Raw genomic sequence first — 20,550 nt, forward strand, 5'->3', positions numbered from 1 at the left:
TCAACAATACATTAGCAGAAACATTACACCTAACTATTTTTCCTCAAGTACGTGAAAATCCACAAAAACGAAACAATATTTATCATTTAATCAAGTGTTCAGCGTCTTGGTATAGATAGTTTGATTGATCTTCACGTTCTTCAAGTTCAAGCCTTGAACGTTATACCAATACAAGGGCTGTTCGCGATTAACGGTGTCGCCGAAGTCGCAATCTTCAATAAACACATTCGTCACTGGCAGAATTTTGGGTAAAGGAAGACTGCCATTGTAGTCAGAAGCTACTGGTCCCAGAATCACGATGGCCTGATAGCACGAATGCTGTCCCGTTTTGGATTTAACGTTGCCGACTCTGACGTTGGAGATATGCACATTACTGACCTCGGGTGGTCGAGTGCGTACATTGTCTGCTAAAGGTGCGTAATCACAATCGAAAGTCACGACCGCACCAGCCGCCGTCGCCACGGTGCGCGAGGCTATGGGAGAACCGGGCAAAGTGGCATAAAACGATGGACTAGTCTGCACGCCATTCGGAATCGAGATATTCCGGACATAGAAATTTCGTAAAAAGCCGCCGCGATTCATATTGGTTTTTAGGCGAATGGCAGTATTGAGTGGATTGGTCGCCCAATTGATATTCTCGAACAGAAGATTTTGCGCATAGACATTTTGTATGCCGCCCGCCATTTCGCTGCCCAAGGTCACTGCGCCATGACCACTTTGCATGGTGCAATTTTGAATCACGATATTTTGTGAAGGACCATATTGAGTATCCCTGTTCTTCCCCGCTTTAATCGCAATACAATCATCACCCGAATCGAAAGTACAAGATTCGACCAATACATACTCACAAGCCTCAGGGTCGAAGCCATCACTATTGGGGCCATGGCTTTTCGCCAGCACTTTATGGATCATCAGATCACGACAATTCACGGGATGATGTTGCCAGAACGGTGTATCTTTAACTTGGTAGCCTTGCAGCAAAACTTTATCGCAGCCGATAAACTGTATCATGGGCGGACGCAGATAGTGGCCCTTCCCAAAAACACGCTTTGGCAATGGCACATTCGCTTCTGATAAAGCAGGCAAATATGCCGCATCAGCGCGCCAACGATCCGCTTCGCCTTGGATCAACGCTGCATCATCTTTTTCTATCGAGGTAATGTCTCGTAAGGCCTTTGCATTAAGCGGATTAACGGTATTCTCCGACATTTTTCCTGCCGTAAAATTGGGTGTTGTGCCCTGCCCGACTGAGTTGATCGTGCGCTGTTTACCTTTCCAGGTCCACCAACAATCACCGGCTTCATTAAACGGGACACCTCCTTGACCATTCAAAATACTAGTCCAATCCTCACCGGTTAAGGCGATATTGGTTTGACCAAAGGCATACACCATGGGCGAATAATTCAAACAATCATTACTCTGCCAACGGGAAATCACCAAACGACCCTTAGCGCCACAATCGACTGTGCCGTATTTCGCGTAATCATCAGGTTGATTGCTAAAAAAGAGTTGGGCACCCGCCTGCAAATGCACGTGTACATTCGATAGCAAGACGATAGGGCCGGCACAATACCAATCCCCTTTCGGAATCACTACACGACCGCCGCCTGCCTTATGACAAGCGGCTATCGCCGCAGCAATCGCCGGATAAACGTCAAATGAATCTGGCTTAGGACTTGGTAAAGCGGTCTGCTCTTCAAATGATACCCAGCCGGGTACCGAACGCAGCTCGCAAGTCTTCGCAGCAAATTGTGTAATCAGAAAATCTTCATCGCGAAATTTTAAAGGCTGGGCAAATCGATCAACGATAGCTTGCGCTGCTGCCCACGGATCTGCGGGTTCTAGAGAGGCGGCAGAAGCGGTTTGCAAACCTAAAGTCGTGCTGGTGATACCGCCCAAAGTCGCAAGAGAAGATAGTTGTAGAAAACGACGGCGTTGTGGGTGAGCATTGTTCATATTACTGAACAACTTGCTTGAATCTGACATGGTATTGCTTTCGTCTCAAATATTTGACCAAATAAATTCTCGCTGCGAACCAATATCATAGTGCGCAAATTTAACTCACTCTTGCGTGTTATTAAATTCAGCCAGAAAGATAGCCGCACTCCGTGTCGCCAATTGCTCAGGCGAGGTGTAGCCAAGTTGCTTGACTGGATCAATGCCAGTCTCAATCAAGTTACGCCAGTAGTCCGCAATCGCAAACTGCGCTGGACGAAATGCCAGTACGCTTTTTCTATTCCAATCCGCCCAAGGATGTTGTCTTTGAATATGAGCGCCAATTTTGGAATTCAAAATCACCGACTTACCCACAGTCTCTAAAACATTTCTGGATATCGTGCCACGCGGTGCTTGATAAGCATCAGTCTCGGCCACAGTGCAGCTATAACCTGGAATATTAATGCCTGCGTAAGGCGTGCATTTTTGTGTATGAAACCATTGACGACCCAGATAGAATTTTCCAGCCAATGCATTGACGCTGCCATCGTGGGTGAAGTTACATTCATTAAACACGAAACCATAAGGTGTCTTGACATTGGTATTCGGGGCGGTGACATAGGAGGTAGTGCGATCGCCCAAAGACTTAATTTCTGAGCGATAGAAATAAGCGGTCGTATCGCCAAAGATAAAGTCCACGTTACCTTCCACATACGAACGATGAAAAAAACTACGTGATGTATGTGCAATTGCGCGAGACTTTAGAAATAAGGTGTCTTGAAAACCGTGTACGCGGATATTTTCAAATTGCACTTTATCTGCACCATCGACCATTAATGCCACTGCCTGATGTTGCACTACCACGACAGGCGCTGTGCCAGCGGTCGTACCACAACTGGTGTTAGGACATTCGGCCTTCAAATCCACTTTGTCTTTGTTGTAGGCGTTTTCAAATGTGATGTTCTTCGCCTGAAAGCCATCAGCTTTAATCCAGGCGATGCCAGTACCACTGGTACCAACAACAGGACGGTCTTTTAGTGATTGAAACATCGCCTGAATCGCACTATCGGTTTTCGCAAACTGCGCAGCAAAACGCTCGGTATAAACGCTACCCAACAAGGCAGCATGAACGCTGGCTGAGATCTTCGTTTTAAGTGCATCGGTTTCATTCGAATATAGAGTGATAGGCAAAGCGGTCTCGGGCACATACATGAGTTCGTTGTAGACGCCTGGCTGTACCAAGATATACAAGCGAGATTTTCCCGCTTTTTCCGCCAGCAGTTTACGCCCATCTAGCAGTGCCTGATTGATCGCAGCTTGCACCGTCGTAAAACGGGATTTACCATCAGCCGCTGAATTGGCGTCAACTACATAGTCGACCGGCAATGTTGCTATACTGACCAAGTCATCCTTTAAAGGGTTCCAAGGATCGAGCACTTCTTTGCCGGCAGCGCCTGTGGTACGCAGTGCTTGCTCGATGGAATAGTATTTTGCCTGCTCCGCGTTGAGCTGCGGTCTAAAGTTAACTGGGGTAATCGCTGGGAACGCGACAAATTTAGTCTGGCAATCTACGGTCCCTTGCGTAGGCCAACGTAACTCGGTCGCTGCTTCTGCGATTTTGTTAGACTGCTGATCAATCTCGACGTTAGCAAATTGCAGTATCTGGGGCGACTGTGCCGCAACCGCAACTTGTTTGAACTGAATTGCTAAAGGGTGTGCGGCATCATAACCACGAACTATGATTTGTCCCGGCGTCAGACTACTAACTCGCTCCAATACAATATCGCGATATTGAGGAATTTTATCGCCGACCGCGTTCTTATCGTAACGAGTATCCAAATCAATCGGGCGTTTGCTATTGCGTATACAGACATCTTCATAGCGTACTTGCTCTACTACGCCACCGCGTGAGGCGTCACTCTTAATTCGCAAACCCGAAGTCGTCCCATCTAGACTCAAATCTTTGACGAGAACACGGCGCACGCCGCTATTGGTTTCACTACCGATAGACATGCCGTGACCGCTGTAAAAATGATTATGCAAGATCGATACATTTTCAGTCGGCCCGTTATTGCCGCCTTTGATTGCAATATTATCGTCGCCCGTCCGGATATAACTATGCGCGATGGTGATGTTACGAGAGGACATAGGATCAATACCATCGGTGTTTCTGGCATCTGATGGCGTATCAATTTTCACTCCCCAAGCGGTAAAGCCATCGACACGATTCAGCGTTAGGTGAAAGTTCGGCGAATTGCGTAAAGTGATCTGATAAAAAGTGATGTCTTCAGATCGAATCACTTCTATGAAGCGTGGCACATTGTGTTCATTTTTTTCTTTCTGAGCGCGACGTGCCATTTGCCACCAGCTTTCGGTTTTACCGACCACTGTTTGACCACCCTGTCCATCAATTACGCCTGTACCGTAGATGCCACTACCACGGGCATTTTCTATCGTAATGAATGGTTTGCAACTACGTCCTTTTTCAGCATTCACACCACAAGTTTGATTGCCTCCTTGAGTTCCTTTGTTGTAAAGCGCAGCATCATTACTCGCGTACAAAATCGCATCACGATCCACAAGTAAACTCACCCCGCTGGGAATACGTAAAGGACCAGATTGGAAACTATCTTTCTCATTATTCGCAGCGAGCTGCACCGCTTGCCCTTGTGGACAACTATCCAATGCAGCCTGAATACGTTGCGTATCGAGCGCTTTGCTATGCTCTGCCTGAGTTTGACTGGCAGTTAAAATGGTACAGACCGCAGGAACGCGTGGCTCACTGACTTGGCGACTGTCTTGTGCGAAAGTAGTAGCAGAGACTGCGGTCAAAACCACTAATCCTACACAAGCCAATGACGCATGATTAAGCATGGTTTTCATTGCGCGCCCTCCGCTTTAAAGACAGAGTGCAAAACTGGCACTAGCTGCTTCAATTCTCGCTCCACCATGTTTGCAAAGTATGCTGCGCCTTTGACACCGACATGCGTACGATCAAATGCCGACTTTGCCGCACCTTGCGGTTCTAATTTGGCGATGTCTGTTGAACTTGATTCCGGTTTTGATTCAAGCTTAGGTGGTGGTGTCACAGCCAGCGTGTCCGCTTCTGCCTCACCCATTGCCTGCACCGCCGCATAGCTTTCTGCGTTCAAGGGCAATAAAATCGTCTTGGTTTCGCGCGCTACTTTTTCTGTCGCGTCGGCCCAAGGTTTTAAATTATTTTCTAACACGCCCTCTTTGAAACTACGACGTGTCAATGGCGTAACCAAAATAGGAACACCGTTCAAAGTTTTTACTTCCGCGACGTAACGCGCCATATTTACAGGAAACTCAGTGACCAGATCGGTGGAGCGTCCAGGCTTTCCTGGTTGGTCGTTGTGTCCAAATTGGATCAACACATAACTGGTAATCATCGCGCTGTCCGGTTGACGCAAGAGCTCTTGCACCTTATCCCAAAAACCTTCGGCACGAAAGCTACCCGAGCTGCGGCCACCACGCGCGAGATTGATACATTCCACGTTGGACTGAAAGCGCTGACACAATGCATCGCCATAACCGCTCTTAGTCGCCATGGTCGAATCACCGACCAAGATTACACGCACTTTGCTGCTTTCGGCGTAGGCGTTTTGTGAAGTTGACAGCAGAAAACTTAGAAAAAGAGAGGTGCAAACCAAGATGCTTGCGAGAGAAAATTTATTCATTGCTGTCTATTTTTCACTACGATAGGATTGAAAATCAGCGAAATGTCATTCCGGCACAGACGCGCTGCAATTTGGAATAATTTTCCTAACAATTTTCGTTGTAAACTCCCTTCTCCCGTAGGCGGGAGAAGGGCCGGGGATGAGGGTGTTTCAGATTTAAATAAAATGTTTAGAAGCATAAATCTCGTCATCTCCTTACCGATTTATTTTTCCCAACTTCATAAATACCGAACTCCCCCACCCTAACCCTCTCCCGCTTGCGGGAGAGGGGACGATGGTGCACATTCTTCGGACTGAAATAGCATCGCCCTTAAAACGTGTAAGTAAAACGAGTATTAAATGCACGACCGAGAGGGCTAGCCGCACTGCTCAAATAACCGGTATAGCCACTGTGATTTGTCACTGGAGGATTGACATCAAACAGATTGTTCACACCAAGTACGATCGTGATGTTTTTGAAGCCCTTATAAGTCATCGTGAAGTTATACATGGTGTAAGGTTTGATATCACGATAGTATTGCGCAGCTACCAGATTCTGATCGTGGTAACCCGTATTGTAGTTCTGCGTCAATTGGGTATTCCAATCACCTTTAGACCATGACAACGCGAGGTTATGCTTCCAACGGAAAGTGATAATTGGCAAGCTGCTGGTCGTACCATTGCTGGCAAGACCAAAGCGACCAATATTGGAAACAAAATCACCACCTTTTTCCAACTGATTATCGAACTGTGTCAGGTAAGTACCATTCAATTGCAGCTTAAATGTACCCAAGTCTGCAGTCGGGAAAGTATAGTTACTTGCAACGTCGATACCTGCCGCTTTTTGTCCACCTAAATTCATTGTGGTGTTTTTGATGTAGAGCAGTTTGCCTGTTTCATCCCGGACGAATAAATTGGCATATTTAGTTGGATCTGTGAAGTAGACCTGCTCCGGCAAATTGGCCAGCATCTTATCCATATTGACGCGCCAGTAGTCGAAAGACACCGTCAAATTCTTCATAGGCTCAATGACCACACCTAAGGTGCCACCGACTGAAGTTTCTGGAATCAGTTCCGCATTGCTACCTGTTTGTCTTGGCAACTTCACATTACATACTGTCGCAGCAACCAATCCTGGCAAAGGTTTACCCGTATTGGCAATGGCTGGCGTCGCGCTTGGACATTGCAATGGATCATCCCATGCTGCCGCGGTGGTAGTCGTCGCACCCGGCAGACGATAACCATAACGATCGAACAAAGTCGGTGCACGGAAACCTGTATTTGCTGAACCACGGAACATAATCGTGGAATTCGGTTGATAACGGAAACTTGCCTTAGGATTAATCGTGTTACCGAAGTCACTAAAGTGGTCATCACGTACCGCCAAATTGACGTTCAGTTCTTTACTAACAGGAATGTCCAATTCAGCAAACAAGGCCGCAACATTGCGCGCGCCCTGACCACGTGATGGAGAAGATGCTGCATAGGTCGCGAGCAAACCGAGATCAGTTTTCACGTCCTCGGTTGTATCACGATGGAAGTCCGCGCCCAATGCCAAACCAACTTCACCCGCCGATAACTTCATAATCGGCTTATTCATTGTGAATTCAAGTCCAGTGAAAGTACTCTTAGAGACGCGCAACTTCTGGCCATTCAAAGAAATACTATCCAAGTAAGCTTTTCCTGTTGCGTCTTGCAAACCAAAAGGATTCAGAGTGCCGTTGGTAATACCCGTCAATAATTTCGGGCCATCCAAAGAGCCAGCATGCAAATAGCCGACGCGGTCACTAACACCTATCACCAAGCCTGCTTTATAGTCCCAACCGCCGATTTCACCCTCATCGGTAAAATTCAAACGTTGATTGGTTTGCACATCGCGAGTGATATACATACCGGCTTCGCCTACACTCCATGTCACCAATAGCGGTGCACCAGTCACACCTGCAACTGCGGGTACGCCACCACTTCCACCTGGGTACCATTTACTGGTAGACGGTAATAAAGCTGTAACACCATTTGCCGCCAAACTCGTGGTCGGTACTTTTGTACCAAAAATTTCTGCCTCACCGCGTGAATAATCGACAGAGAAAGTATGGTCTTCGCTGATTTTCTTAGTCGCTTTGGCAAAGAAAGTTAACTGCTCGCGACCATAAATCGCGGTGTTATAAGTGCTGTTATCAATCACGCAGGTATTTTTACCACCTTGTATCGAGTACGGCGCTAAACAGGATGATCCATAGTAAGGATTCGCCGCTGCAAAATTCTTGTTACTTGGAATCGTGAAATTGGCTGGCGTCGCGAAACCACCACTCACCAAAGAGGGAGCGCGACCTATGCTGGTCAACAAGTCAACCGAAGTTAATTCCGAGCGATCCGATGCCGCCAAACGACTACGACGCAGACCATCTAACGTCGCATACACATTCCAGCCATCTTTTTGCAAATCACCCGCACCAGCGATAAAGCTGAAACGTTTTTCATCGCCACCGCCATCGCGTTGAGGCAGCAATGCTTGCGCTGTAATTGCCACACCTTGGTAATCACGCTTAGTAATGAAGTTGACTACGCCGCCAATTGCGTCAGAGCCATAAATAGAAGACGCGCCATCATTCAAGATTTCTACGCGTGCAATCGCACTCATAGGGATCACGTCCAAATTGGCATAACCGTCGGCAATCGCTTCGTTCGCGAGGCGACGTCCATTCAATAACACCAAAGTACGGTTGACACCCAAACCGCGCAGATTGATATTCGTACCAGAACCCGCATTCGAAGGCGCTAGAGAATTTGACTGTGGCAAGGCCATCATCAAATCAGCCAACGTCGTCATACCACGCTTTTCCATTTCATCACCGGACACTGCGGTGATCGGCAATGAGGCTTCGCTCGCCAGACGCTTAATTGAAGAGCCTGTTACTTCTACGCGCAATGGTTCTTGCGCGGCGGCTTGTTGCATCAGACCCAATACAGCCAAAGTGATGGCGGACAAAGTCAGTTGCTTCATCTGAGATTTTTTACTAGTTTGCATTACTGTCTCCTGCTCATTTTTAAATTAAAGTCCTAGTACTACGGGACCTAAGATCTTGGTCGGAATACCTCGCGTACCCGATGCCGTCACGACGAGGGTCAGGCGATGCCTGTGCCGAGGTCTGAACCGGTCAATTTATTCAACTTCATACCGCCAACTTCTGTTGTTTCTGTTCTTTTAAGCTTAGTCATACGCTCAGGTTTCATCATTAAGAAACTAGCCACGAGAGAAGGTTCTTGTTACCCGCTCCAGATGCGCACGCATCGCCCTCCTCGCAGCGGCGGGATCATGAGCAACAATCGCTTCTAAGATATTGCGATGATCGGTTAAGGTTAACTGACGCAATTCCTCGGTTTGAAAATGCTCTTTTAAACGATGCCACAAACGACCACGCTGATTCCACAAATATTCCATCGTGCCCACCAAAGCACTATTGCCCGTAGCACGCGCTATCGCCAGATGAAAATCGCGGTCTGCATTCTCATTGCTAGCATAGTGTTCGTGATGCTTTTCCATTGCCAATACCGCGTTCAAGATCGCATCAATGGAAGCATCCGTCGCCACCCTTGCTGCGATTGCTGCCACTTCGGCTTCGATTAATCTGCGTGCTGATAAGACTTCAAACGGCCCAGGCCCCACTTCAGGAATATCTTCTTCAACCTTCTTCTCGCAGACATACACACCGGAACCGCCGCGCACTTCCACGACACCACTTAATTCCAATGCCAACACCGCTTCACGCAAAGAGGCGCGACTCACACTTAATTTGCTCGCCAAATCCCGCTCCGACGGCAACCGCTCACCGGCGGCGATACCTTCGTCTTGTATAAGTGTCAGTATGCGATCTGCCACCACGCGATACAGTCGCGGCTCGTGCTCACTGACCGAGTGGGCTTTTTTAGTCATTGCGGCTTAATGCTTTCTTTATTTTTCTACTGAGTTGTCGCTAATATGCTGCATTTGGTAAGGCCATTCTAATGTGGTTAGACCAATTTTGCAATGTGGACTAGCCAAATAATTTTTTTGGTGGCATACTCACCACATATAAAAGCCCAAAATAGGGATGGAATTGATGTGGCTAAACGCTCATCTCTTTCTGAAACGCCAGAAAATTCACCAAGAAATAGCTCTGATATTGATTAATGAGCTGCGGTAAAAAATGAAAAACGCCAGCTAAATTCGGCACAACGGCAAATCAGTCGATGTCGAAGACAAGTTAGAAAAAACTGGACTGACCGGTTTTTCTAACTTGAACTTTGGTTGCTGGTGAAGTGAAGGCAAATAAAAATAAAGAAACAGAACGAGAGGAAGAAAATGGCAAACGATACGACAACGACAGCAAGCGGCCTGAGCGCTTTATATATACGCATGCATGAGCATGACAACGTCGCCATCGTCGTCAATGATGGAGGCTTGCCAGCTGGCGCCCAATTCGCGGATGGTTTGACACTCTTAGAAGCAGTGCCACAAGGACACAAGGTCGCACTCATAGATATCGCCCAAGGTGGTGCAATTACGCGCTACAACGTCACCATCGGTTATGCCCAGCAAGATATTCCAGCGGGGACTTGGATACAAGAAGCCCTAGTGCAATTGCCGCCCGCCCGCAAGCTCGAAAACCTACCGATTGCCACTCGCAAAGCACCGGATTTACCTGCACTGGAAGGCTATACCTTTCAAGGTTTTCGCAATCCGGATGGCAGCGTTGGCACCCGTAATATTCTGGCGATCACAACCACAGTACAATGCGTCGCTGGTGTCGTGGAATACGCTGTCAAACGTATTAAAGAAGAGTTATTACCCAAATTCCCAAATGTCGATGATGTGGTCGGACTAGAACATACTTACGGATGCGGCGTCGCAATTGACGCGCCCGATGCCATGATCCCTATCCGCACCGTGCGCAACATCAGCCTAAATCCAAACTTCGGTGGTCAGACCATGGTCGTTAGTCTGGGCTGTGAAAAATTACAACCGACACGTTTATTTCCCAAGGCGTCTATCCCGATTCAAAGTCAACAAGAGCCTGATGTAGTCTGTCTGCAAGATGCCGGACATGTTGGCTTTCAAAGTATGATTACCTCCATTCTGCAAACCGCAGAAAAACATCTGACGCGTCTAAATCAACGTCAGCGCGAGACTTGCCCCGCGTCCGAATTGGTAGTCGGCGTGCAATGCGGCGGTAGTGACGCGTTTTCTGGTGTGACCGCCAATCCGGCAGTCGGCTTTGCAACTGATCTCTTAGTACGCGCAGGTGCTACCGTGATGTTCTCTGAAGTCACCGAAGTACGCGATGGCATAGATCAATTAACTTCACGCGCAGCGACACCCGCAATTGCCGAAGCAATGATCCGTGAAATGGATTGGTACGACAATTACTTAAAACGTGGCGGTGTAGATCGCAGCGCAAACACCACACCGGGCAATAAAAAAGGTGGCTTATCGAACATCGTTGAGAAAGCCATGGGTTCTATAGTCAAGTCCGGTAGCAGTGCCATTACAGGCGTGCTGTCACCCGGTGAAAAGCTAACGCAAAAAGGCCTGATTTACGCAGCCACACCAGCTAGCGATTTTATTTGTGGCACTTTGCAAATGGCGGCGGGGATGAATCTACATGTGTTTACGACCGGTCGTGGCACGCCCTATGGCTTAGCCGCCGTGCCTGTGATCAAGGTTGCGACTCGCAATGATCTGGCACGTCGCTGGCATGACTTGATGGACATCAACGCTGGCCGCATCGCCAGTGGCGAAGCGAGCATAGAAGAATTAGGCTGGGAGCTCTTCCATTTCTTACTCGAAGTCGCGAGCGGCAAGAAGACTTGGGCAGAATACTGGAAACTGCATAATGCGTTGGTCTTGTTCAATCCTGCTCCGATTACCTAACGGAGTTCACAGCTTCGTTGATTAAACAATTAACGTAATACAGCTTTTTTTTCAGTTATTTTTTCAGTTATTTTTTCAGCTTATTTTTTGCTAATTTTTAGAACAAAGAGAAACATCATGACAACCACTACACCACCAGGCAAAGCTTTCAATCGCATTCTATTAACTGGTGCCGCTGGCGGCTTGGGAAGGATTTTGCGTGAGCGTATCAAGCCTTGGGCGAATATCGTTCGCCTCAGCGACATCTGCGATATGAGTCCGGCCAAAGAAGGCGAAGAAGTCGTGCAATGCGATCTATCCGATAAGGCCGCTGTCCATGCTTTGATGGAAGGCGTCGATGCGGTTCTGCATTTTGGTGGCATCTCGACTGAGAATAATTTTGAAGCGATCATGCTGGCGAATATTCAAGGCACCTACAATATTTATGAAGCCGTGCACAAAGCGGGCGTAAAACGTGTCGTGTTTGCCAGCTCTAACCATACCGTCGGTTTTTACAAAACCACCGACTATATCGACGCCAATGATCCACGTCGTCCAGATGGCATGTATGGCATTAGCAAATGTTTCGGTGAAGACTTATCGCGTTATTACTACGACCGTTTTGGTATAGAAACCGTGTGCCTGCGGATAGGTTCCTCTTTCCCAGAGCCGATCAATAAACGCATGATGGTGACTTATTTTAGCTATGACGATTTAGTTGAAATGCTGCGCTGCTGTTTATTCACGCCACGCGTAGGACACACGATTGCTTTTGGTGCGTCCGACAATGCAGCGAGTTGGTGGGATAACCGCCTCGCTAGCCACCTTGGTTACAAGGCAAAAGACAGCTCCAGTCAATTCGCCCACAAATTCCCAGATAGCGCCGACTATCCTGAAAAAGACGACATCACGACGATTTATCAAGGTGGCGGATTCTTGTTGACAGGGCCGCAGTACAAGTAATTGCAAGATCAAGTTATTGCAGGGTGTGCCATGTGCACCCTGCGCAACATACCTCGAATACCCCTCCACTCTGCGCTCACGCCTTTTTAGACGACTCTCGCGGCGCAAATGCGCTACTTAATCGCAAGCCAATTTATCCGACTCGAATTCTTCGCTAAGCTTTATACTTAGCAATACAGGACTGACTCACTCAAAGCAAATAATTTCGCTTAATTAGTCAGGCATCAAAACTCACAATCAATTTGGCATGACTATGAACACATTCTGGACGTTGGATCAGCCGCGCCTTATTCGCATATTCATTGGTTTCGGACAACTTGTCGCGATCAACACGGCTATAGCCGTTTTCCTGACACTGGTGATGAAGGTGGGCCCAAGCTTCAGTATGACTTGGGTATTTTCCATGCTAATCGGCACGTCCATTAACCTGACCATAGGTTTCATGCGCTGGCTCATCTGGCGCGACAAAAAACCGCATCGCCCCAGTTTTCTGCTCATGTGCGCCGCCTCAGCACCCATAGGCTATTACCTTGGCGGCGCCGCTGGCATGCTGATCTATAAGCAGAAAATACCAGGCTTTCTTTCTATCATGAACAGCGGCAATCTCCCGGTCATTATCATGTCCGTCTTCATCAGCCTGTTTGCCGGTATCTTTTTTTGGAATCAATCTAAACTAGCTGAAATGCAGGCCGAACAAGAGAAAGAAAAAGCACGCACTGCCGCCATCGAAAAACAAGCCTTACAAGCGCAACTGCAATTACTGCAAGCACAGATAGAGCCACATATGCTGTTCAACACGCTCGCTAATTTACAAGGATTGATCGCGATTGATACAGCTCGTGCACAACACATGTTAGAGCAGTTGATACGTTATCTGCGCGCCAGTCTAGATTCTTCACGCACCCAAAAAACCACGCTCAAACACGAGTTTGAATTGATGAATTCCTATCTCGAATTACTGGCAATCCGCATGGGCAAACGTCTCAGTTACAGCTCAGATTTGCCACCCGAATTAACAACTCAAGAAATCGCGCCTATGTTGTTACAGCCCCTGGTAGAAAACGCGATTAAACACGGTGTCGAACCGAAAATGGAAGGTGGCAGCATCCATGTCAGCGCAAAAATGAAAGCGCAAACGTTGCAGATTCTGGTGATCGATACCGGCCTCGGCTTACCCATCGATTATGACGAAAACCATGTCAGCGCAGATAACCGCAGCCATGTCGGCAATGCCAATGTACGTGAACGTATACTCGCTCTGTATGGACCAGATGCCAGCTTGCAGCTACGCGACAACCAACCAAGCGGCGTAGTCGCTCAATTACTGTTACCTATTGCGTCGCCATTACCTCAGCTGCAAGCTCAGTCATAGAATTTACCCCTAAACTTTTCTCTACCTCATCATGCAAAAAATACGCGCCCTGATTGCCGAAGACGAAGAAATTCTCTCGCTGACTTTGGTCAAAACCTTAGAAAAACTATGGCCTGAACTAGAAATCGCAGGTGTCGCTGCCAATGGGGTAGAAGCGGTCAATGAAGCGCTTAAAACTTTCCCAGATGTGATTTTTCTCGACATCAAAATGCCGGGCAAAACAGGGTTAGAAGTAGCGGAAGAATTAGCGGAAGAATGGCCGAGCGAAAAACCATTTCCGCTCATCGTCTTTGTCACCGCCTATGATGAATTTGCGATCGAGGCATTTGAACATCAAGCCACCGACTATGTATTAAAACCAATAAGCGATGTGCGCATTGCTAAGACGATACAACGTCTGCAAGCAAAATTGGAAGACAAGCAAGAACGTCCTTCTGAATTGGAACGCATGATCGCGCAATTGGGCAAACTCAATCCTGCGCTCGCTGGCTTGAGCAATCCCGCCACCGAACGACTGACGATGATACGTGCAGCGGTCGGCAATCAGATACGCATGATCCCAATTGCAGACGTATTGTATTTTGAAGCGACCGACAAATACATCAACGTTGTGACCGCAGATCAGGCTAGCTTGATTCGTATGAGTCTGCGTGAATTATTGCCACAGCTTGATCAACAATTATTCTGGCAAATCCACCGCAGCTACATCGTCAACACCCAGCATCTGCAATATGCCAGCCGTGACGAAGCCGGCAAGCTCAGCCTGCAGCTCAAAGGCAGCACGCAAAAACTGCAAGTCAGTCGCGTCTATGCGCACTTATTCAAGCAGATGTAGAATTTCACAAAGTCGACTATCAGAAGAGAATTTATGCAAAACATCACTTGGCAACTGTGCCGCTTTCAAGAGCTCAAAGTCGAACAACTGTATGCCATCCTACGCGCCCGCTCAGCCGTCTTCGTCGTTGAACAGAATTGCCCGTATCTGGACATGGATGATGCCGATCAAGATTCACTGCATTTAATCGCCTGGAGCGAAGATCAACAAGCCGCCGCTTACTTACGCATCGTGCCACCTGGTTTGAAATACCCAGAAGCCTCTCTGGGTCGCGTCATCACCAGCCAATTCGCCCGTGGTACTGGCATAGGCAAAGAATTGCTGACACGCGGTGTCGCCGCCTGTTTAGCGCAGCACCCCACTCATTCGATACGCATCGGTGCGCAGCAGTATCTGGAAAAATTCTACCAATCGTTTGGCTTTGTCACCGTATCCGATATGTATCTGGAAGATGATATTGCCCATGTGGAGATGTTGTTGACGGCATGACCCAAGATCATTTTATGCACGAAGCTTAATGCGCCTAAAACACGCCATGTGCCATTGCATAGGCAAACACGGGTATCAAAGCAATACACAACAATTCAGCATTTAAAATCGTTTTCAAGCGACTCAGCTGACTTGTTGTGAGGACCGGGGTACTGCCTGCTCTCATAGTTTTTCCCCAGCGAGCAAACACTATGGTTGGATAAATCGACAAAATACCGACCGCAGCAAAGATCGCCATTTTCCACCAGAAGGCATGGCTATGTAGATAGTAATCAGCGCCTTTTTCGTACCACATCACGCGTAAGCTACCGATCAAAATAATGCCGCCAGCACTGGCGCCATAGATTGCATCTGCTATTCGAATAGCTTTCGCAATACCAAGGTTCAATTCCTGCCGAATCAATACCCACTCGAGCACCAAAACAGCCACCAAAGTAAACACCGAAATATGATGAAGGTAGGCAAACACTAGAGCGTTCATAAATTTCCTTAGGCTAGATTTGTTGATTAACCTGCAAATTTTGCCGACTTCTTACGTATCGAAAGATAGAAAGCGACGAATACATCGTATTTTGTCGTGAACGGCATCATCAGGGCGCGAAATGAACGCGTGGAAATCAAATCAAGGATTTCAATAAGGCACGCCGCTTACAGCTGATACAAATAATTCAATTTAATAAACACCCGGCGCCCCGTACGTAAATTCAAATCTTCAGTGCGCTGTAGATGCGTAGGGTTACCAATCAATGCCAGATTCTCTTGACGGTTGCCATAACCGGCAATGATACTGGTACCCGGACTCAGCAAATAGCTCATCTGAAAATCGGTATTCAACTGTTTGCCAGATTGCAGCGTACTCAAGCGAGAATTACTGTCCAACATATGATAATCAGCAATCACACGTAGTCCCAAAAAGCGATTGTGTTGATAGCTCAATTTTGTACGCAACATCAGATTGCGATACACCAACGAGGTCTCTCCCTTAGAATTTGATGGCGTGCGCAAATCATTCCACAATACTTTTTCTTCCAGACGCCATTGAGCGTGAGGTTTAAACGTCACCGTCAAATCGACATTGCGACCTTTGCCCATCAATGTTGAGACGCCACTCACTGGCATATAGTTGATACTATCTATCACGCCCATTTGCGTGAACACAGTCAGCCAATTCCACCAACTACTTCCGGCATCCAGCATCCAACCTTGTTTGTGATAATCACGGCCCGCGTAATTTTCAAAGCCGCGGCGTGCAAACAGTTCAAACCAAGAATTCCGACTGAAATCAGCGAACATGCCGGCATTTGCCAACCAATCTTGCAACTGTCCATCCTGATTGCGTGCCACTTCACTCGTAATCACAGCACCAATTCTTTGTAAGTGATCATAGCCGTCTAGATGCCAAACATACTTAGCTTCTTGTTGAATTTGCTTGATATCAGTGCGCGGCAAGAAAGCCAAACTCGTCGCGAAATTTGGGCTGACATCGAGATACTTAGCTAAGAACTCTAAATGTTTACCCTGATGTTTGGCTTCTATGTAATTCAAATGCCCACTTTGCTGCTGATCCCGATTGTCGATCTTAGTCTGACTTTGGCTACGCGCCAGTTGGCTTTGAAAAATCCAATTCTCATCCAATTGATATCGGCCATCAAAACTAAGAACCGAATCGCGTTCAGCCCAATTAGTGCGTTCACCGGACACACGGCGATTTGTCGCCAATACGCCTAGACTCAGATCGTGCGTCACATCATTTTGGACACGCGCCATCGCGATATGCGCATTGGCTTTCTTTGCATCCTGATCCTCACCTGCCGCCTGATCGTCTATCAATAAACCACCATAAGCCCAATTCTCGGCGCGGCCTGTGACACGCAAACCTGCATTAGGTTGACTGATGCGACGCGAAAAGAAGAGCGGATTTGGTGTATGAAAGAAACTCGCGTTCTCTAAAAAGAATGGACGCTTTTCTGGGAATAAAACTTCATAGCGTTTGCCTACTACGATTTGCGGCTCATCCGATTCCACTTCACTGAAATCAGGTTTCAAAGTCAGATCAATCGCCGTTGCATCACCGAGCACCCATTTTGCATCGAGACCCGCCTGTACTTTATTATCTTGTTGCCAGACCGGACGGCTATGATCATCGGTATTAAGCAAACGTGAATTACCCAAAAACACAAAAGGATTGATTTGCGCATTGCGACCAGCACTTAATTTCTCCGGTATCGTCATACTCGCCATTTGCGGCACAAAGCCTGCAATTTTTTTACTGATAGGCGGCCAAAAGGCTTCTTCATTCAAACGCGAAATCACGCGCCCCACCGCGACGCCCCAAGTTTGCACATCGGCATTTTTGAAGCGCAGGCTCTTCAGTGGTATCGAAAATCGCGTCACATAACCGTCGCTGGTCAACTCGCCTTCTGACTCCCACTGCGTATCAAAATTATTATCAGGGTCAAGTCCTTCGGTACGTCTAGAATCAAGCTGCACACCATACGGATTCACAAAAAAGATAAATGAACGGCGCTTGTCATGAAAAGTATCCAACTCCAACACCGTAAAATCATCACCCTCAAAATCCTCACGCTTGGCAATACGAGCGCGTATCAATGACGGATCATCTTTCGCCACAAACACCGCATAAAAATGTGTATCGTCATACGATAGATAAGCGGTAGTCGCCTGGGTCGCTGGTGTGCCATCGCTAGGCGAACGCTGGGTAAATTCATTGATCATAAAACCCGCATCAGCAGGCACGCCACGCACATAATCGCGTAGCAAGGGCGGAGTTTTAGCACGAGGTATGATCAACTTACTTTGCGCCTGTACCTGTGTCTGCGCTTCAATTTGCGCCTGCACAGCGACGCTGGCAAAGCATAAACTCAAGGCTATAACTATCTTCTTCAACATAAACTTCTCATCTTTCAGCGAACCACTATTGCAGGCATCAGCAGCAAAAAAAACTGGCATTTTACATTGACTACATAGATTGCAAAAAAATATTAAAGTTCAAGTAAATGACACATATCCATTTTCCCGCAAGCGGGAGAGGGCTAGGTTGAGGGCGACTCTGCCCCGTAGGGCGCGGCTTGCACCTACCTTGCAATACTAAAAAACTGTATAGAACCGGAATTCTCCTTCCCCTTCAAGGGGAAGGCTGGGATGGGGATGGGGATGGGTAACGTCCGGAAAATGGACTTGCAGATCCGACAGAAACCCATCCCCACCCTGCCCTCCCCCTTGAAAGGGAGGGTTCCATTAGCTCATTTTGCCAGCTGCCTAAAAAATCTTGCATTGGAAGGACAAACTCAAAATTGAACAGCAAAAACATTAGCACCAGTCCCCTCTCCCGCAAGCGGTAGAGGGCTAGGGTGAGGGTAGTTCAGAAACGAGCCACGTACGGCAGCTCGACCCCAGCGACTGCAAACCAAAGCTTGTTTCCCTCAAAACAGCACCCAAAAACCGACGTTTTCCTCGAATAAAACCCGGCAAACCTAGGCAAACCCCATAAACCACCTACCCTGCGGTAAAATGCTTGCCAATATTCAATCTAAACTTACCTCTAATTTGTATCCTTTTTGTAAAGAATTAAGCAATGAGCAACGATATTAAAAATAACCTCGCCACCCCATCTGCAAAAGCGAATACTAAGTCGGACGCGAGCGCGGAGCCGACAGTCATCTCCAACTTCCTGCGCGGCATCATCGACCGCGATCTAGCAGAAGGCAAATACACACGCGATGGCTTGCCAAACGTCATCACCCGCTTCCCGCCAGAACCGAACGGCTACTTACACATCGGTCACGCCAAATCTATCTGCTTAAACTTCGGTTTAGCCCGCGACTACCAGGGTCGTTGCCACTTGCGCTTTGACGACACCAATCCAGAAAAAGAAGACCAAGAATACGTCGACACCATCATGGACAGCGTGAAATGGTTAGGCTTTGATTGGGAAGGCAAAACTGGCAACCACCTCTACTACGCCAGCAATTACTTCGACACCTTCTATGCGATTGCGGAATATTTAATCGAAGCAGGCCACGCCTACGTCGATAGCCAAAGCGCCGAAGACATGGCAGCGAATCGTGGAGACTTCTCCAAACCTGGTGTGAACTCGCCTTTCCGCGATCGTGCCGTGGCAGAATCTTTAGATTTATTCCGCCGCATGAAAGCCGGAGAATTTGCCGACGGTGCGCACATCGTCCGCGCTAAAATCGATATGGCTTCACCGAACATGAATATGCGCGACCCAGCGATCTATCGCATTCGTCACGCGCTTCATCACAACACCGGCGACAAATGGTGCATCTACCCGATGTACGATTACGCCCACCCATTAGAAGACGCGATCGAAGAGATCACGCACTCGATCTGTACTTTGGAATTCCAAGATCACCGTCCGTTCTACGATTGGATTATCGCCCGTGCTACCGAAGGTGGTTTCTTCAAACAACCGGTACCGCAACAGTACGAATTCGCGCGTTTGAATTTGACCTACGTCGTCACCTCCAAACGCAAACTGCGCCAACTGGTCGAACAAAACATCGTCAGCGGTTGGGACGACCCGCGCATGCCTACCATCGTCGGCATACGTCGTCGCGGCTACACACCAGAAGCCATCCAACTGTTCTGCGAACGCATAGGCGTCACCCGCTCCGATGGCTGGATCGACTACAGCACGCTAGAAGGCTGCCTGCGTGAAGACCTAGACCCAAAAGCACCACGCGCCACCGCCGTCTTGCGCCCGCTCAAACTCATCATCGGCAATTTCCCTGAGGGCGAAAAGGTCGCGTGTACAGCCCCTATCCACCCACACCACCCAGAACTCGGCAACCGCGAATTCACCATCAGCAAAGAACTGTGGATAGAACAAGAAGACTTCATGGAAGAACCAACAAAAGGCTACTTCCGCCTATTCCCAGGCAATAAAGTGCGTTTGCGTTACGGCTATGTGGTCGAATGTGTTGGTTGCGATAAAGATGAGAACGGTGTGATTACCGCTGTGCATTGCAACTACTTCGCCGACAGTAAATCAGGCACAGAAGGCAGCGCCAATTACAAAGTCAAAGGTAACATCCACTGGGTCAGCGTATCGGATTCTTTAGAAGTGGAAGTACGTTTGTACGACCGCCTTTTCACAGACGCCAACCCAGATGCAGGCGGCAAAGACTTCATGGCTTTGTTGAACCCAGCTTCTTTAGAAACCATCCGCGCTTATGTAGAACCGGGCATGGCGAATGTGGAACCGGATACGCGTTTACAATTTGAACGCCATGGTTATTTTGTGGCGGATCGTGTGGATTCTGTGAAGGGTGTGCCTGTGTTTAATCGGGTTACTACTTTGAAGGATAGTTGGGGGAAGTGACACTCCTTTTCCGTTCAAAGC

The 20,550-nt window shown here is 47.9% G+C and carries 13 protein-coding genes; 6 read left to right on the plus strand and 7 right to left on the minus strand.

The window, feature by feature from the left end; all coding sequences use genetic code 11:
* Nucleotides 1-90 precede the first annotated feature (90 nt).
* The 5 genes from ACO0KZ_RS01115 to ACO0KZ_RS01135 all read right to left on the minus strand — a co-directional run bounded on the left by ACO0KZ_RS01115 (nucleotide 91) and on the right by ACO0KZ_RS01135 (nucleotide 9,549).
* Nucleotides 91-1,986 carry a glycoside hydrolase family 28 protein gene (locus tag ACO0KZ_RS01115; protein WP_422991878.1) on the minus strand — a complete coding sequence of 632 codons (1,896 nt, stop codon included), beginning with the start codon at nucleotides 1,984-1,986 and terminating at the stop codon, nucleotides 91-93.
* Between the two features lie 75 nt (nucleotides 1,987-2,061).
* Nucleotides 2,062-4,818 carry a pectinesterase family protein gene (locus ACO0KZ_RS01120; protein ID WP_422991880.1) on the minus strand — a complete coding sequence of 919 codons (2,757 nt, stop codon included), beginning with the start codon at nucleotides 4,816-4,818 and terminating at the stop codon, nucleotides 2,062-2,064.
* Nucleotides 4,815-5,636 (minus strand): rhamnogalacturonan acetylesterase, encoded by an 822-nt coding sequence (locus ACO0KZ_RS01125; protein ID WP_422991882.1) that lies wholly within the window; start codon nucleotides 5,634-5,636, stop codon nucleotides 4,815-4,817. The genes ACO0KZ_RS01120 and ACO0KZ_RS01125 overlap by 4 nt, the downstream gene beginning before the upstream one ends.
* Nucleotides 5,637-5,946: 310 nt before the next feature.
* A complete protein-coding gene (locus tag ACO0KZ_RS01130) occupies nucleotides 5,947-8,643 on the minus strand; it encodes a TonB-dependent receptor plug domain-containing protein (RefSeq protein WP_422991884.1) in 2,697 nt (898 codons plus the stop codon).
* Nucleotides 8,644-8,859: 216 nt separating this feature from the next.
* Nucleotides 8,860-9,549 carry a FadR/GntR family transcriptional regulator gene (locus tag ACO0KZ_RS01135; RefSeq protein ID WP_422991886.1) on the minus strand — a complete coding sequence of 230 codons (690 nt, stop codon included), beginning with the start codon at nucleotides 9,547-9,549 and terminating at the stop codon, nucleotides 8,860-8,862.
* Between the two features lie 408 nt (nucleotides 9,550-9,957).
* Between ACO0KZ_RS01135 and garD the strand changes: the two genes are divergently transcribed.
* The 5 genes from garD (at nucleotide 9,958) to ACO0KZ_RS01160 (ending at nucleotide 15,164) form a co-directional block, all read left to right on the plus strand.
* A complete protein-coding gene (garD, locus tag ACO0KZ_RS01140) occupies nucleotides 9,958-11,526 on the plus strand; it encodes a galactarate dehydratase (RefSeq protein ID WP_422991888.1) in 1,569 nt (522 codons plus the stop codon).
* A gap of 117 nt (nucleotides 11,527-11,643) precedes the next feature.
* Nucleotides 11,644-12,468 carry an NAD-dependent epimerase/dehydratase family protein gene (locus ACO0KZ_RS01145; RefSeq protein WP_422991890.1) on the plus strand — a complete coding sequence of 275 codons (825 nt, stop codon included), beginning with the start codon at nucleotides 11,644-11,646 and terminating at the stop codon, nucleotides 12,466-12,468.
* A gap of 253 nt (nucleotides 12,469-12,721) precedes the next feature.
* Nucleotides 12,722-13,840 carry a sensor histidine kinase gene (locus tag ACO0KZ_RS01150; protein ID WP_422991892.1) on the plus strand — a complete coding sequence of 373 codons (1,119 nt, stop codon included), beginning with the start codon at nucleotides 12,722-12,724 and terminating at the stop codon, nucleotides 13,838-13,840.
* A 31-nt stretch (nucleotides 13,841-13,871) separates the two neighbouring features.
* Nucleotides 13,872-14,675, plus strand: a complete 804-nt coding sequence (locus ACO0KZ_RS01155) for a LytR/AlgR family response regulator transcription factor (RefSeq protein WP_422991894.1) — start codon at nucleotides 13,872-13,874, stop codon at nucleotides 14,673-14,675.
* Between the two features lie 33 nt (nucleotides 14,676-14,708).
* Complete coding sequence (locus ACO0KZ_RS01160; RefSeq protein ID WP_422991896.1) at nucleotides 14,709-15,164, plus strand: GNAT family N-acetyltransferase; 456 nt, start codon at nucleotides 14,709-14,711, stop codon at nucleotides 15,162-15,164.
* A 34-nt stretch (nucleotides 15,165-15,198) separates the two neighbouring features.
* On the opposite strand, the gene ACO0KZ_RS01165 is transcribed toward ACO0KZ_RS01160, so the two are convergent.
* Together ACO0KZ_RS01165 and ACO0KZ_RS01170 are read right to left on the minus strand one after the other, a co-directional pair.
* Nucleotides 15,199-15,645, minus strand: coding sequence for a DUF2214 family protein (locus ACO0KZ_RS01165; RefSeq protein WP_422991898.1), 447 nt, complete (start codon nucleotides 15,643-15,645; stop codon nucleotides 15,199-15,201).
* A gap of 167 nt (nucleotides 15,646-15,812) precedes the next feature.
* Nucleotides 15,813-18,134 (minus strand): DUF5916 domain-containing protein, encoded by a 2,322-nt coding sequence (locus ACO0KZ_RS01170; RefSeq protein WP_422991900.1) that lies wholly within the window; start codon nucleotides 18,132-18,134, stop codon nucleotides 15,813-15,815.
* A gap of 625 nt (nucleotides 18,135-18,759) precedes the next feature.
* Here ACO0KZ_RS01170 and ACO0KZ_RS01175 point away from each other — a divergent pair.
* Entirely contained in the window at nucleotides 18,760-20,529 is a 1,770-nt protein-coding gene (locus ACO0KZ_RS01175) for a glutamine--tRNA ligase/YqeY domain fusion protein (protein ID WP_422991902.1), read from the plus strand.
* The last annotated feature ends 21 nt before the right edge of the window (nucleotides 20,530-20,550 follow it).

Source organism: Undibacterium sp. Di24W, from assembly GCF_049340325.1.
Lineage (GTDB): Bacteria > Pseudomonadota > Gammaproteobacteria > Burkholderiales > Burkholderiaceae_D > Undibacterium.